The following is a 14674-nucleotide window of genomic DNA, read 5'->3' on the forward strand; positions in this document are numbered from 1 at the left end:
GCAGGAGTCCGCGCAGGCGGCCCGCCCGAGAGATGGAGACACGATGAGCAGGGCCCCCGAGCCGGACCCCGGGAAGACGCCGCACGCAGCCGACAGCCACGGTCTGATCCGCGTGCACGGTGCGCGCGTGAACAACCTCAAGGACGTCAGCATCGAGATCCCCAAGCGCCGGCTGACGGTGTTCACCGGAGTCTCCGGTTCGGGCAAGAGCTCGCTGGTGTTCGACACGATCGCCGCCGAGTCCCAGCGGATGATCAACGAGACCTACAGCACCTTCGTCCAGGGCTTCATGCCCACGCTGGCCCGCCCCGAGGTCGACGTACTCGACGGCCTCACCACCGCGATCACCGTCGACCAGCAGCGCATGGGCGGCGACCCCCGCTCCACGGTCGGCACCGCCACCGACGCCAACGCGATGCTGCGCATCCTCTTCAGCCGGCTCGGGAAGCCGCACATAGGACCGCCCAGCGCCTACTCCTTCAACGTCGCCTCCGTCCGGGCGAGCGGCGGCATCACGGTCGAGCGCGGCGCCGCCAAGACCAAGACCGTGAAGGCCACCTTCTCCCGCACCGGCGGCATGTGCGTGCGCTGCGAGGGCCGGGGCTCGGTCTCCGACATCGACCTCACCCAGCTCTACGACGACTCCAAGTCGCTCTCCGAGGGCGCGTTCACCATCCCCGGCTGGAAGTCCGACAGCTTCTGGACCGTACGGGTCTACGCCGAGTCGGGCTTCCTCGACCCGGACAAGCCGATCGCGAAGTTCACCAAGAAGGAGATGCAGGACTTCCTCTACCGGGAGCCCACCAAGGTCAAGGTCGAGGGCGTCAACCTCACCTACGAGGGCCTCATCCCCAAGATCCAGAAGTCCTTCCTGTCCAAGGACAAGGAAGCGATGCAGCCGCACATCCGGGCCTTCGTGGAACGAGCGGTCACCTTCACCGTCTGCCCCGAGTGCGAGGGCACCCGGCTCAGCGAGGGCGCCCGGTCCTCGAAGATCAAGAAGATCAGCATCGCCGACGCCTGCTCGATGCAGATCAGCGACCTGGCCGAGTGGGTGCGCGGCCTCGCCGAGCCCTCGGTGGCCCCGCTGCTCACCGCACTGCGGCTCACCCTCGACTCGTTCGTGGAGATCGGCCTCGGCTACCTCTCGCTCGACCGGGCCTCGGGCACCCTGTCCGGCGGAGAGGCGCAGCGCGTCAAGATGATCCGCCACCTCGGCTCCTCGCTCACCGACGTCACCTACGTCTTCGACGAGCCCACCATCGGCCTGCACCCGCACGACATCCAGCGCATGAACGACCTGCTCCTGCGGCTGCGCGACAAGGGCAACACGGTCCTCGTCGTGGAGCACAAGCCGGAGACGATCGCGATCGCCGACCACGTCGTCGACATCGGCCCCGGCGCGGGCACCGCGGGCGGCACCGTCTGCTACGAGGGCACCGTCGAGGGGCTGCGCTCCGGCGGCACCATCACCGGCCGCCACCTCGACGACCGGGCCAAGCTCAAGCCGTCGGTACGCAAGCCCACCGGCGCGCTGGAGATCCGCGGGGCCACGGCGAACAACCTGCGCGACGTCGACGTCGACATCCCGCTCGGGGTGCTCACGGTCGTCACCGGCGTGGCCGGTTCCGGCAAGAGCTCACTGCTGCACAAGTCGCTCTCCCCGGACGCGGACGTGGTCTCCATCGACCAGGGCGCGATCCGCGGCTCGCGGCGGAGCAACCCGGCGACCTACACCGGGCTGCTCGACCCGATCCGCAAGGCGTTCGCCAAGGTCAACGGGGTGAAACCGGCGCTGTTCAGCGCGAACTCCGAGGGCGCCTGCCCCAACTGCAACGGCGCCGGCGTCATCTACACCGACCTGGCGATGATGGCCGGGGTCTCGACCACCTGTGAGGAGTGCGAGGGGAAGCGCTTCGACGCGTCGGTGCTGGAGTACCACCTCGGCGGCCGCGACATCAGCGAGGTCCTCGCGATGTCCGTGACGGAGGCCGAGGAGTTCTTCGGCGCGGGCGAGGCGCACACTCCCGCCGCGCACCGCATCCTCACCCGGCTCGCGGACGTCGGGCTCGGCTACCTCAGCCTCGGCCAGCCGCTCACCACGCTGTCCGGCGGCGAGCGGCAGCGGCTCAAGCTGGCCACCCACATGGCGGAGAAGGGCGGCGTCTACGTGCTCGACGAGCCGACCACCGGACTGCACCTGGCCGACGTGGAGCAGCTGCTCGGCCTGCTCGACCGGCTGGTCGACTCCGGGAAGTCGGTCATCGTCATCGAGCACCACCAGGCGGTCATGGCGCACGCCGACTGGATCATCGACCTCGGTCCCGGCGCAGGTCACGACGGCGGCCGGATCGTCTTCGAGGGCACCCCCGCCGATCTGGTGGAAGACCGCTCCACCCTCACGGGCGAGCACCTCGCGGCGTACGTCGGCGTCTGACCGGCACCGCCCCTGCCCCCCGACCCCTGCCCCTGACCGCTGCGGCGGCAGGGGTCGGGGGGCAGGGGTCCTGGGTGCTGCCTGGCGTGGTGAAAAGTTCCACGAGGGCTTCGCGCAGGACCTCCGCGCCGGGTGCCGCGGACGCAGTCCGTGCACCCGGCGTGGTCACCGGGGCACGGTGAGCGTCCACGCCCCGGGACGCAGGGTCCACGTACGGCGGCGGACCGGGCCGGTCAGCGCCGCGTCGGCGCGGTATCGGAAGTCCGCTCCCGACACCGTCACCGTCTTCGCCCGGGCCGTGACCGTCGACTCGGCGGAGCCTCCGCCACCCGTCCGGACCACGACCTCCGCCGCACCGCCGTCGTCCCGGGTGCGAACCGAGACGTCCTCCACAGGCCGGTCCACGTCCGCCAGCAGCACCCCGTCGGCCTCGACCCGCAGCCGGTGCCGGCCCGTGGCCACGCCTCCGGCCGCGGCCACCGGACGGACCAGCGTCCGCACCAGCGAGCGGTACGCGCTCCACACCGACGGCCCGGCGGGCCGCTGGACCCCGTGCACGGGCGGGATCCGCAGCGCGCCGAGCACCACCCCGTCGCTGTCGTCGACCAGCAGGTCACAGCTCCGCACCGTCCCGTCGAGGACCGCCCGGGCCGCGGAGACGGCCGAAAGCGGCACGCCGAGGGACCCCGCCAGCCCCAGGGAGGCCACGGGGCCCACGGGGACCAGCGCGAGCGGTCCCTCCCCGAGCCCCCGCTCCCGGTGCAGCAGCCCGACGGTGCGCACCAGGGCCCGGTCGTCACCGACGATCACCAGCCGCCGATGACCCCGGCGGGCAAGAGCCCGCGCAAATTCCTCCTGCGAATCCGGGAGGCAGATCTTCGCTGCCGCGCCCGCTGACAACACATCCTTCGCGATCCGCACGGACTCGCCGTCTAGACGGCGGGCGACCGGGTCGACGAGCACGAGCAGGCCGCCTACCGGCGCGCCCGCTTGGCTCATGGTGGGCTCTGGAGCCGACACCTCGGTCCTTCCTCGGGTAGCATCTTTGTGCAAGAGGCCCTTGCGCTATTGCGCCAGGGCCTTCGTCTATTCCGGGGTACCGGTCCGACGGCTCAGCCTGCGGTGTACATCGTCGTACGCCCCCTGACCTTGGACATGCCCCATCCGGAAGAGGTGTACGCCTGTGCCCGCTCTTGTGCTGCTCGGAGCTCAGTGGGGTGACGAGGGCAAGGGAAAGGCCACCGACCTGCTCGGTGGATCCGTCGACTATGTAGTGCGCTACCAGGGCGGCAACAATGCCGGCCACACGGTCGTCGTAGGCGACCAGAAGTACGCGCTGCACCTTCTCCCTTCCGGCATCCTCTCCCCCGGATGCACCCCGGTCATCGGTAACGGTGTCGTCGTCGACCCGGCCGTCCTGCTCTCCGAGCTGCGCGGCCTGAACGAGCGCGGCATCGACACCTCCAAGCTGCTCATCAGCGGCAACGCGCACCTGATCACGCCGTACAACGTCACCCTCGACAAGGTCGGCGAGCGTTTCCTCGGCAAGCGCAAGATCGGTACCACCGGTCGCGGCATCGGCCCGACCTACGCGGACAAGATCAACCGCGTCGGCATCCGCGTCCAGGACCTCTACGACGAGTCGATCCTCGTCCAGAAGGTCGAGGCGGCGCTGGAGGGCAAGAACCAGCTGCTCGCGAAGCTCTACAACCGCCGCGCGATCGACGCCGCCCAGATCGTCGAGGAGATGCTCCAGTACGCGGAGCAGATCAAGCCGTACGTCGCCGACACCACCCTGATCCTCAACAACGCGCTGGACGAGGACAAGGTCGTGCTGTTCGAGGGCGGACAGGGCACGCTGCTCGACGTCGACCACGGCACCTATCCCTTCGTCACCTCGTCCAACCCGACCGCCGGCGGCGCCTGCACCGGCACCGGCGTGGGCCCGACGAAGATCAGCCGCGTCATCGGCATCCTCAAGGCCTACACGACCCGAGTCGGCGCCGGCCCGTTCCCGACCGAGCTGTTCGACCAGGACGGCGAGGACCTGCGCCGCATCGGCGGCGAGCGCGGCGTGACCACCGGACGTGACCGCCGCTGCGGTTGGTTCGACGCGCCGATCGCACGTTACGCCACCCGCGTGAACGGCCTCACCGACTTCTTCCTCACCAAGCTGGACGTACTGACCGGCTGGGAGCAGATCCCGGTCTGCGTCGCGTACGAGATCGACGGCAAGCGCGTCGAGGAGCTGCCGTACTCGCAGACGGACTTCCACCACGCGAAGCCGATCTACGAATACCTCCCCGGCTGGTCCGAGGACATCACCAAGGCCAAGACCTTCGAGGACCTGCCGGCGAACGCCCAGGCGTACGTCAAGGCCCTGGAGGAGATGTCGGGCGCCCCGATCTCCGCGATCGGCGTCGGCCCCGGCCGTACCGAGACGATCGAGATCAACTCGTTCCTCTAGGGAGACCCGGTCCCTCCGAAGGGGCGGCAGGCGCACCCGCGCCCGCCGCCCCTTCGGCGTCGAGGCCCCGGCACGGCCCCGTGGGGGCGGGCCCGGTCTCGGGGGGCGGGTTCCGGGTGGGCGGAAATATGATGTCCACGGGCTTTTCGCGCAGCGGAAGCAGGGACGAATGGATGCACCTCGGAGCGGTCCGTGACTCCTCGCCGTGCCCCGCGGGCGGCCAGCGCCGACCTGCTCAGCACGCTCGGGCGGCTCGCCGACCAGGCCCGCCGCGGGGTGGAGCTGCAGCAGGCCAGGGTGGACCTGGCCGAGGCGCTGCAGAGCGAGATGCTGCCCGCCTCGCTGCCCGCGCTGCCGGGCCTGCGGACCGCCGCCCGCTACGCTCCCGCCCGGCACGGCCTGGACATCGGCGGCGACTGGTACGACGGCTTCCTGCTGCCCGAGGGCGCGCTCGCCTTCTGCATCGGTGACGTCCAGGGGCACGATGTGGAGGCCGCCGCGTTCATGGGGCAGGTACGGATCTGCCTGCGCGCCGTGGCCGCCGTCGTCGTCGATCCGGGCGAGGTGCTGAGCCGGGCCAACGAGGTGCTGCTCTCCATGGACCGCGACCTCTTCGCGACCTGCAGTCTGCTCCGCTTCGATCCGGAGACACGGGAACTGGAGACCGCCCGGGCCGGCCACGTTCCGTCGGTCTGGGCCACCGTCGACGGCGACTACGGCATAGCCGAGGACGACGGCGGGCTGCCGCTGAACCTGGTGCCCGGGACCGGGTACGCGGTGACCCGCCGCCGGCTGACCAAGGCGGGGTCGATCGTGCTGCTCACCGACGGTGTGGTCGAGGGCCCGAAGTTCCCGATCGAGGTGGGGCTGGAGCGGGTGGCCAAGGTGGTGCGGGAGGCCGCGGGCACCGACCCGGGCGAGCTGGCCGCCGCAGTGATGAAGGTGGCCGACTCGACCGGCCACGCCGACGACGCCGCCGTACTCGTGCTCAGCCATGACGCGAGGCCCGACCCACAAGACACCCCCTAGCTGTGTTGTCCGGACAGGTTGGTGACGCGGCTGGCGGGTGTCTGGCCACTGATGCCGGTGTGGGGTCGGTGGTAGTTGTACCAGTGCAGCCAGTCGGTGAAAGCTTCCTGGCGCTGCCGGTCTGAGGTGTAGGGCTTCTGGTAGGCCCATTCTTCGAGCAGGGTGCGGTGGAAGCGTTCGACCTTGCCGTTGGTCTGTGGGCGCCAGGGCCTGGTCCATCGGGGCTGGATGTCCAGATCGCGGCAGGTCTGGCTCCAGGTGTGCTTGGTGTAGGCCCAGGCGTTGTCGGTCAGGACCCGTTCGACGGTGATGCCCAGGGACGCGAACCAGGCGGTGGCCCGGGTGAGGAAGGCGGCGCAGGTCGGGGCGGTCTCGTCGGGCAGGTCTTCGGTGTAGGCGAGTCGGGTGTGGTCGTCGAGGGCGGTGTGGAGGTAGGCGTATCCGGCGCCGTTGCGGCGGTCCTTGTTCGGGCTGCCGGCGGCCCGGCCGAGGACTCTGTGGCCGCCGCCGTCGGGGATCCGGCCGAGCTTCTTGACATCGATGTGGACGAGTTCGCCGGGCCGGGCGCGTTCATAGCGGCGGACGGGTTCGCCGGTGGCCCGGTCCAGAGCCGCCAGGGGCGGCTGGCCGTTGCGGACGAGGATGCGGTGGGCGGTCGAGGCCGCGATACGGCACCGGACTGCCAGCCGCAGTGGACCGATCCGGTGTTCCCGCCGGAGGCGGAGCACTTCCGTCTCGATCTCGGCTGCTGTCCTGCGGGGCTGGTGGTGGGGCCGGCTGGAGCGGTCACTCATTCCGGCGACGCCCAGCAGCCGGTAGCGGGTGGCCCAGCGGGCCGCGGTGGTGTGGCTGACCTGGAAACGCTCTGCCGCCCGGCGCACGGGCCAGCCGTCATCGACGACACAACGCGCCAGACGAAGTCGCCCGGTCTCGGTCAGCGGCGCATTACGGTGGACCACGAGGGCCTCCTGAAGTTGGCGTAGATGTCGCAATCCACACCGAGCCAGAAGGCCCTCACCCATTTCAAGAACCCAGCACGCGTGTCACCAACGTCCCGGGACAACACACCTAGCGCGTGTCACGGCCCGCGGGGGCGCCGGGCTGTTGTCTGATGATGTGGTGCGCACCGAGGGATGGCGACGTCTGCCCGCAGCTCTGCTGCCGATCCTCGCCGTGGCCGCCGCCTACTACGTGGGCGGACTGATCGGCCTGTACCAGCGTGTGGTCGTCGACGGCGCGGAGGTCACGCCCCTGTGGCTGCCGACCGGCATCGCGGTGACCTCCCTGCTCTGGCTGGGCCTGCGGGCGTGGCCGGGGATCGCGATCGGTACGTACCTCACCATCGAGCGGATCGCCGATTTCGACCTGGCCAGCCTGATCATCGTCGCGGGCAACGTGCTCGCCCCGGTGTGCGCGTACCTGATGCTCCGCCGGGCGGGTTTCCGTACCGAGATGGACCGGCTGCGGGACGCCCTGGCGCTGGTCTTCCTGGGCGGTCTGCTGCCCATGCTGATCAGCGCGACGATCGGAACCTGCACGCTGGTGCTCACCGGGGACCTGCCGATGTCGCAGTTCTGGTCGGTCTGGGCGGCCTGGTGGGCCGGGGACGCGATGGGCGTGCTCGTACTGACCCCGCTGCTGCTCGTCCTGCGCAGGCTCGTGACGGTCCGGCGACCCCGGGAGGGCTACCGCGCGGCTGAGGCGACGGCCCTGGTGGTCGCCTCGGTCGGCGTCACGCTCGTGGCCACCCGGAGCCCGCTCTCGCTGCTCTTCCTCGTCTTCCCGCTGATCATCTGGGCGGCCGTGCGTTTCCAGCTGGCCGGGAGCGCCCCGGTCACCCTGGTGGTGTCGGTCCTGACGATCGCCGCGGCGACCTCCCACGTCGGGCCGTTCGCCCATCACACCCTCTTCGAAGTCATGATCAACCTCCAGGGGCTCAACGGCGCGGCGGCCCTGACCGGTCTGCTGCTGTCGGCCCTGGTCACCGAGCAGAACAACGTCCGCCTGACGATCGAGCAGGTCTGCGAGGACCTGGCCGACCTGGTGGAACAGCTGGCCCCGGGCAAACCCGATCACTAGGGGTCCGCCGGGCCCCGGCCGCTCGCGCCGATCCCCTTCGACGTGGAGGCGGTCTTCCCGGAACTGACCGGAACGGCCCGCGAGGTGACCCTGCTCTTCCCGCGGGCCGGATCACCCGGCCCGCGGGACAGCTCCATCGGCGGACCGCTGCTCTGGCCGGCGGCCGAGCCGTGGCCCATGTGCGCCGAACCGGACCACTACAAACCGCTCGACCCGCCCGTCGGGCCCGAGCCCGTCGCCATGGTCCCGGTGGTCCAGCTGTACGCACGGGACGTGCCCGGCCTCGTCTTTCCCGCCGGGACCGACCTGTTGCAGATCCTGTGGTGCCCGCTCGTCCATGAGGACGGCCGGTACGCGGCCCGCCCCAGCCTCCACTGGCGCGGCACGGCGCCGACGGCTGCGGGCGCCCTCGCCGGGGAACCGCCCCGCCCGCACACCGCCTACGAGGAGTTCCTGCCCCGCCCCTGCACGGTGTCCCCCACCCCGGCGGTGGAATACCCCCACTGGGACATGCCGGCGGGGCTGGGCGAGCGGCTGGACGAGCGGTTCCAGGCCCTGCAGGAGGAGCGGGGCCACGGCTACTTCGACGTGGCCACCACCCAGCAGAGCAAGGTCGGCGGCTACCCGGGGTGGACCCAGCCGCCGTCCTGGCCCGACTGCGCCGGCTGCGGCACCCGTATGGAACACCTGCTCAGCGTCACCGCGACCGAACCCGATGCGGGGCGCTGGCTCCCCCTGGACGACCGGGACCACCGGCGGGAGGGGGCCGGGGCGGACCCCGCCGCCGCCGACTCGTTCGGGCACGGCATGAACCTGGGCGACCTCGGCGGCATGTACTTCTTCGTCTGCCGCGGCTGCCCGGACACCCCGTACACCCACCGCTACGACTGCTGAGCGGCGGCGGACCGGCGGCGGGTGCCGCGCCGCGGGGGGCTACCAGGCCAGCTGGGAGATCTCCTCGGCGACCACCGCGCACGCGTCCGCCGCCGGGTCGATCAGCGGGAAGTGACCGACCGCGTCGAGGAGGGTCAGCCCGACCGTCTCCCCCGCCTTCGCGGCCGCCGCCACGTACGCCTCGGCCACCTGCTGCGGGACCACGATGTCGTCCCGGCCCTGGACCACTGCCGTGGCGATCCCCGTCGGCAGCAGCGCCGCCGGATCGGCGTACGGCAGCCGCTCGTCCCAGTGGTCCGCCCCGCCCAGCAGCTGCGCGCTCGCGCCGCCGCACACGCCCAGTTCCTCCGCCACCGCGAAGTCCGCGATCGGGGCCAGCGCCACCACGCCCCGCAGCATCGGAGGGGAGGGCAGCCGCCACGGGGAGCCGGCCGGGAGCACGTGCCGGGCCGCGGCCCACAGCGCGAGGTGACCGCCCGCCGAGTGGCCGGTGACGACCGTGCGGCGGACATCGGCCTGGGGGAGCGCGTCGGCCGCCAGCCCCGGGAGGGCGTCCATCGCGGCGGCGACATCGTCGAAGGTCTCCGGCCAGCGCCCGGCGACCGGCCCCTCGGCGTTCTGGTGCGGCAGTGAACTGCCGCGCCGGTACTCGACGTTGGCGACGGCGAAACCGCGTCGGGCCAGGAAGTCCGCGAGCGGTGTGACGTGCTGCCGGTCGTACGGGGCCCGCCACGCACCCCCGTGCAGCAGCACCACGAGCGGTGCCGGGCCCTGGGTTTCACCGCGCGGGGCGTAGAAGTCGACGACGTGGTCGGGGTGTTCCCCGTAGGCGGCGGTCGCATCCGGCGCCACGGCGGGGTGGGCGAAGGCCGAGGCGGCCTCCGCGGCGTCCCGTTCCACTGCGGCGGGGTCCGTCATCGGCTCAACCTCTCGGTAACGCGTGGGACAGCGGGGACAGATGTTCCGGTGTTCCGGCAGAGCGGGACCGTATCAGTCCGGAACGGGGGCCACCGTGCGGGCCCCGGAATATGACCGGGCGGACGGAGCCGTAGCCCCGCCCGCCCGGTGATGTGACGTTTCGCTACCGAGTCACCCGAAAATGTGACCCAGGGTCCGCGCGGCACGCTCGGCGTCGGCGAAACCGACGTAGAGCGGCGTGAAGCCGAAACGCAGGACGTCGGGTGCGCGGAAGTCTCCGATGACGCCGCGGGAGATGAGCTCCCCCATGACCTCGCGGGCGTTCTCGGTCCGCAGCGAGATCTGGCTGCCGCGGCGGCCGTGCTCGGCCGGGGTGACCGACTCGACCCGGCCCTGCGGGACGTACGCCGCCACGCATTCGAGGAAGAAGTCGGTCAGGGCGAGCGACTTGGCCCGTACGGCTTCGACGGACACCCCGTCCCAGGCGTCGAGCGCCGACTCCAGGGCCAGCATGGACAGGATGTCCGGCGTGCCGACGCGCCCTCGGGTCACGCCCTGGGCCGCCTCGAAGGCGGGGGTCATCGCGAACGGATCCGCGTGGCCGTTCCACCCCGGGAGCGGGGAGTCGAAGCCGGCCTGGTGGCGGGCGGCGATGTACAGGTAGGCGGGCGAGCCGGGGCCGCCGTTGAGGTACTTGTACGTGCAGCCCACCGCGAGGTCGACGGCGTGCGCGTCGAGGCCGACGGGCAGCGACCCGGCGGAGTGGCACAGGTCCCAGACCGTGATCGCCCCGGCGGCGCGGGCCGCCGTGGTGAGGGCGGGGAGGTCGTGGAGACGTCCGCTGCGGTAGTCGACGTGGTTGAGGAGGACCACGGCGGTGTCCTCGTCCATGGCCTCGGCCGCGTGCGAGGGGTCCACCGGGACGACGGTCAGGCCCGTCATCCGGGCCGCCGACTCCGCGATGTAGCCGTCGGTGGGGAAGGTGGCGGCGTCGACCAGCAGCCTGGTCCGGCCGGGGGCCGCGAGACGGGCGGCGCCGACCAGGGCCTTGAAGAGGTTGACGCTGGTGGAGTCACCGACGACCACCTGGCCGGGGGCCGCGCCGATGAGCGGGGCGATCCTGTCGCCGATCCGCTCGGGCGCGGTCCACCAGCCGCTCTCGTCCCAGGACCGGATGAGGAGCTCGCCCCACTGCCTGGCGACGACGTCGGCGGTGGTGTCCGCGACACCGGCCGGGAGGGCGCCGAGGGAGTTGCCGTCCAGGTAGACGACGCCGTCGGGAAGGGTGAAGCGCTCGCGGAGCTTCGCGAGCCCGTCGGCGGCGTCCAGCGCGGCCGCCCGGTCGCGGAGGTCGGCCGATATGTCCTTGGAGTCGTCAGACATAGCTGCGGGCCGTCCAGAGCTCCGGGAAGACGTTCTTCGTCGCGCGCTTCTCCAGCCAGGTCACGCCGGCCGAGCCGCCCGTACCCGTCTTCGCTCCCATCGCGCGCCGGGTGGCGACCAGGTGGTCGTTGCGCCAGCGCCAGACGAGCTCGGCGACATCCGTGAGGACCTCTCCGAGGCGGTGCAGGTCCACGGTCCCGTTGTCGTCCGGGGCGGCGTACAGACCCGTCCACACGGCCTCGACCTCGGCCGAGGGCTCGTAGCGCAGCGAGAGGTCGCGGTTCAGGACGGCGTCCGGGACCGGCAGGCCGCGGCGCGCGAGCAGGCGCAGCACCTCGTCGTAGAGGCTGGGCTCGTGCAGGGCCTTCTCCAGCTCCGCGTGGACGCGCGGGGCGCCCCGGTGCGGGACCAGCATGGAGGCGGACTTCTCGCCGAGCAGGAACTCCATCCGGCGGTACATCGCCGACTGGAAGCCGGAGCCTTCGCCGAGGGCGGCGCGGTAGGCGTTGAACTGTCCCGGGGTGAGCTGGGCGAGCGGGCGCCAGGAGGCGTTGAGGGCTTCCAGCTCGCGGAGGGAACGTTTCAGCGCATCCATCGCGACCGGGATGCGGTCCTCGCGCAGGGCCTTCGCGGCGGTTTCCCACTCGTGGACGATGACCGTGAACCACAGCTCCATGACCTGGGTCGTCACCAGGAAGACCATCTCGCCCGGGTCGTCCGAGCGCAGGTGCTGGAGGTGGGTGAGAACGTCCGCCTGGACGTAGTCCTCGTACGGGGTGGTGCCGTCGAAGTCGAGGTTCGGGGTTTCCGACCCGCCGACTCCGGAGGCATCAAGGGTTTTCGACATCGCTGTCTCCTCGACACGTGCTTCCGGGTAGCGGTCCGCCCCTTCCGTGAGGTGAGTGGAGCCCCGGTCCCCTGCCCGCATCATAGGACCTCGTCGCGCCGCCGCTCCAGCGGAGAGTGACACAGACCACACATTCCGGTGCGTGTCACTCCCCGCCGTACGGACTCAGGCGCTCAGCGTGTCCGCGGCCGTCGGGGACGAGTCGCGCAGGAAGGTCGAGCAGCGCTCGTACTCCTCCTTCTCGCCGATCGCCTCGGCCGCGCGGGCCAGGGCGTGCAGGGCGCGCAGGAAGCCGCGGTTCGGCTCGTGCTCCCACGGGACCGGGCCGTGGCCCTTCCATCCGGCGCGGCGCAGTGCGTCGAGGCCGCGGTGGTAGCCCGTACGGGCATAGGCGTACGACTCGACGGTGCTGCCCGCGGCGAAGGCCTCGTCGGCGAGGACCGCCCAGGCGAGGGACGACGTGGGGTGCGCGGCGGCCACCTCGACGGCGGGGGTGCCGGCGGCGATGGCCTCGCGGCCCGGCTCGTCGGGCAGGTGGGTGGGGGCGGGGCCCCCGAGCAGGTTCTGGTGAATGGACATGCCCCCAGTCTGCCGGGCCTCCGCCGCACGACGAGCGCAGGTCGCCCCTGCGCCCGGAGCGGGCGCGGCGTACGGATCAGCCGACGGCGGCCGGGACCGGCGGCTGCGGGGGCGAACAGTCACACCACGGGGCCTCGTCCGGACCGTGCAGCACCCGCGCGCCGCGGCCCGGCGCGGTGTCGAGCCGGACCGCCACGGCCGGGACCACCAGGCTCGGCAGCAGGCCCGTGTAGAGCGCCGAGACCTCCCGGTCCAGGTCGAGCCCGAGGGTCTGCGCCATCACGTTGAGCCCGGCGAAGGCCCCGACCACCAGCCGCGAGGGCCCCGACGGGTCCACGTGCGGGAGCAGTTCGCCGCACTCCTTCGCCTGCACCAGCAAGGCGGTGTGCAGGTCGATCCACCCCTGGTACGGCGCCGCCCGGTCCAGTTCCCTGCCGTTCTGCTCCAGGGTGAGCCGGGCACTGCCGCGCATCAGGACGTCGTACCGGAGCCGGTGCGAGAAGACCATGCCGACGTCGACGAACTCCTGCGCCCTGAACTCCTGCGGGACGACCGGCGCGTGCATGCTGACCTGGGCGTCGATCACGGCCTGCGCCAGGTCCTCCTTCGAGTCGAAGTGGAAGTAGAGCGCGCCCTTGGTGACGTTGGCGAGCGCGACGATGTCCGTCAGCTTGGCCGCGCCGAAACCCCGGTCCTCGAACACCACGGCGGCGGCTTCGAGGATCGCCCGGCGGGTGCGCACGGCGCGGTCCTGCTTCACCTGCGTTCGTTCGGCCCTCATGTGCACCTGCCCTCTCCCCGCCCCGACCGATCGGTCCGTACATGCCCCCAGCACGTACTGCCGGGGGCAGTTCACACCATCGTGCGGCCACCGTCCACCGCCGCCGCCCCTGGCAGGAGGAACGCCGAAGGGCCCGGCCTCCGTCGCGGGACGGGGGCCGGGCCCTTCGGTACGGTGCTGCGGGCCTGCTACTTCAGCTTGGTACCGGTGGAGCGCAGGTTCGCGCACGCCTCGGCGACGCGCGCGGCCATGCCCGCCTCGGCGGCCTTGCCCCAGGTGCGGGGGTCGTACTTGGACTTCGTACCGACCTCGCCGTCGACCTTCAGCACACCGGCGTAGTTGCTGAACATGTGGTCCACGACCGGGCGGGTGAAGGCGTACTGGGTGTCGGTGTCGAGGTTCATCTTCACGACGCCGTTCTCCAGCGCGGTGGCGATCTCCTCGGCCGTGGAGCCCGAACCGCCGTGGAAGACGAAGTCGAACGGCGAGGCCTTGCCGTACTTCTCGGCGACACCGGCCTGGAGGTCCTTGAGGAGCTCGGGGCGCAGGACGACGTTGCCCGGCTTGTAGACGCCGTGGACGTTGCCGAAGGAGGCGGCCAGCAGGTAGCGGCCCTTCTCGCCCAGGCCGAGGGCCTCGGCGGTGCGGATCGCGTCGTCGACGGTGGTGTACAGCTCGTCGTTGATCTCGTGGCTGACGCCGTCCTCCTCGCCGCCGGTCGGGGTGATCTCGACCTCAAGGATGATCTTGGCGGCGACGGCCTTGGCGAGCAGCTCCTGGCCGATGGCCAGGTTGTCGGCCAGGGTCTCGGCGGAACCGTCCCACATGTGCGACTGGAAGAGCGGGTTCAGACCGCGGGCCACGCGCTCGGCGGAGATGTCGAGCAGCGGACGTACGTAGCCGTCCAGCTTGTCCTTCGGGCAGTGGTCCGTGTGCAGGGCGACCGTGATGTCGTACTTGGCGGCCACGATGTGCGCGAACTCGGCCAGGGCGACCGCGCCGGTGACCATGTCCTTGTTGTGCTGGCCACCCAGGAACTCGGCACCACCGGTGGAGATCTGGATGATGCCGTCGCTCTCGGCCTCCGCGAAGCCGCGCAGGGCCGCGTGCAGGGTCTGGGAGGAGGTCACATTGATGGCCGGGTAGGCGAACTTGCCTGCCTTCGCCCGGTCGAGCATCTCGTTGTAGACCTCGGGGGTTGCGATGGGCATCTGCCGGCTCCTTGGATGTGCGGGAGTGTGCTTATTGCGGGCCCTGACC

At 71.5% G+C, this 14674-nt stretch carries 13 protein-coding genes; 5 read left to right on the forward strand and 8 right to left on the reverse strand.

Features of this window, described 5'->3' with window-relative positions; genetic code table 11:
* Positions 1-43: 43 nt before the first annotated feature.
* A complete protein-coding gene (locus Sspor_RS21095; protein ID WP_202200528.1) occupies positions 44-2437 on the forward strand; it encodes an ATP-binding cassette domain-containing protein in 2394 nt (797 codons plus the stop codon).
* A gap of 165 nt (positions 2438-2602) precedes the next feature.
* On the opposite strand, the gene Sspor_RS21100 is transcribed toward Sspor_RS21095, so the two are convergent.
* Positions 2603-3436 (reverse strand): diacylglycerol kinase family protein, encoded by an 834-nt coding sequence (locus tag Sspor_RS21100; protein ID WP_202203772.1) that lies wholly within the window; start codon positions 3434-3436, stop codon positions 2603-2605.
* Between the two features lie 184 nt (positions 3437-3620).
* Here Sspor_RS21100 and Sspor_RS21105 point away from each other — a divergent pair, with 184 nt between their 5' ends.
* Both Sspor_RS21105 and Sspor_RS21110 read left to right on the forward strand, forming a co-directional pair.
* Positions 3621-4904 (forward strand): adenylosuccinate synthase, encoded by a 1284-nt coding sequence (locus Sspor_RS21105; RefSeq protein ID WP_030010833.1) that lies wholly within the window; start codon positions 3621-3623, stop codon positions 4902-4904.
* 192 nt (positions 4905-5096) lie between these two features.
* Positions 5097-5933: a PP2C family protein-serine/threonine phosphatase gene (locus tag Sspor_RS21110; RefSeq protein ID WP_202200529.1), complete on the forward strand. Its 837-nt coding sequence runs from the start codon at positions 5097-5099 to the stop codon at positions 5931-5933.
* On the opposite strand, the gene Sspor_RS21115 is transcribed toward Sspor_RS21110, so the two are convergent.
* Positions 5930-6892, reverse strand: coding sequence for an IS481 family transposase (locus tag Sspor_RS21115; RefSeq protein WP_202200530.1), 963 nt, complete (start codon positions 6890-6892; stop codon positions 5930-5932). The two genes, Sspor_RS21110 and Sspor_RS21115, sit on opposite strands and share 4 nt — an antisense overlap.
* 157 nt (positions 6893-7049) lie before the next feature.
* Here Sspor_RS21115 and Sspor_RS21120 point away from each other — a divergent pair, with 157 nt between their 5' ends.
* Positions 7050-8012, forward strand: a complete 963-nt coding sequence (locus Sspor_RS21120; protein WP_202203773.1) for an MASE1 domain-containing protein — start codon at positions 7050-7052, stop codon at positions 8010-8012.
* Between the two features lie 42 nt (positions 8013-8054).
* Positions 8055-8906 carry a hypothetical protein gene (locus Sspor_RS21125; protein WP_237403952.1) on the forward strand — a complete coding sequence of 284 codons (852 nt, stop codon included), beginning with the start codon at positions 8055-8057 and terminating at the stop codon, positions 8904-8906.
* 39 nt (positions 8907-8945) lie between these two features.
* Here Sspor_RS21125 and Sspor_RS21130 read toward each other — a convergent pair whose 3' ends face one another.
* From Sspor_RS21130 to fbaA, 6 genes are all read right to left on the reverse strand, one after another.
* Entirely contained in the window at positions 8946-9824 is an 879-nt protein-coding gene (locus Sspor_RS21130; RefSeq protein WP_202200531.1) for an alpha/beta hydrolase, read from the reverse strand.
* Positions 9825-9995: 171 nt separating this feature from the next.
* Positions 9996-11207: a kynureninase gene (gene kynU, locus Sspor_RS21135; protein ID WP_202200532.1), complete on the reverse strand. Its 1212-nt coding sequence runs from the start codon at positions 11205-11207 to the stop codon at positions 9996-9998.
* Entirely contained in the window at positions 11200-12054 is an 855-nt protein-coding gene (locus Sspor_RS21140; RefSeq protein WP_202200533.1) for a tryptophan 2,3-dioxygenase family protein, read from the reverse strand. Before Sspor_RS21140 ends, kynU begins: the two co-directional genes overlap by 8 nt.
* Positions 12055-12219: 165 nt before the next feature.
* Positions 12220-12633 (reverse strand): DUF3151 domain-containing protein, encoded by a 414-nt coding sequence (locus tag Sspor_RS21145; RefSeq protein ID WP_150258495.1) that lies wholly within the window; start codon positions 12631-12633, stop codon positions 12220-12222.
* A 76-nt stretch (positions 12634-12709) separates the two neighbouring features.
* On the reverse strand, positions 12710-13414 hold the full coding sequence (locus Sspor_RS21150; RefSeq protein ID WP_202200534.1) for a ScbR family autoregulator-binding transcription factor: 705 nt from the start codon (positions 13412-13414) through the stop codon (positions 12710-12712).
* 188 nt (positions 13415-13602) lie between these two features.
* Positions 13603-14625 (reverse strand): class II fructose-bisphosphate aldolase, encoded by a 1023-nt coding sequence (gene fbaA / locus Sspor_RS21155; protein WP_030012792.1) that lies wholly within the window; start codon positions 14623-14625, stop codon positions 13603-13605.
* Positions 14626-14674: the final 49 nt, after the last annotated feature.

Source organism: Streptomyces spororaveus (genome assembly GCF_016755875.1).
Lineage (GTDB): Bacteria > Actinomycetota > Actinomycetes > Streptomycetales > Streptomycetaceae > Streptomyces > Streptomyces spororaveus.

What these genes read in the sequence shown, in the direction of transcription:
- kynU (WP_202200532.1), bottom strand. Translation starts at nt 11,207, where the DNA reads ATGTCTGACGACTCCAAGGACATATCGGCCGACCTCCGCGACCGGGCG.
- Sspor_RS21095 (WP_202200528.1), top strand. Translation starts at nt 44, where the DNA reads ATGAGCAGGGCCCCCGAGCCGGACCCCGGGAAGACGCCGCACGCAGCC.
- fbaA (WP_030012792.1), bottom strand. Translation starts at nt 14,625, where the DNA reads ATGCCCATCGCAACCCCCGAGGTCTACAACGAGATGCTCGACCGGGCG.
- Sspor_RS21150 (WP_202200534.1), bottom strand. Translation starts at nt 13,414, where the DNA reads ATGAGGGCCGAACGAACGCAGGTGAAGCAGGACCGCGCCGTGCGCACC.
- Sspor_RS21140 (WP_202200533.1), bottom strand. Translation starts at nt 12,054, where the DNA reads ATGTCGAAAACCCTTGATGCCTCCGGAGTCGGCGGGTCGGAAACCCCG.
- Sspor_RS21130 (WP_202200531.1), bottom strand. Translation starts at nt 9,824, where the DNA reads ATGACGGACCCCGCCGCAGTGGAACGGGACGCCGCGGAGGCCGCCTCG.
- Sspor_RS21145 (WP_150258495.1), bottom strand. Translation starts at nt 12,633, where the DNA reads ATGTCCATTCACCAGAACCTGCTCGGGGGCCCCGCCCCCACCCACCTG.
- Sspor_RS21100 (WP_202203772.1), bottom strand. Translation starts at nt 3,436, where the DNA reads ATGAGCCAAGCGGGCGCGCCGGTAGGCGGCCTGCTCGTGCTCGTCGAC.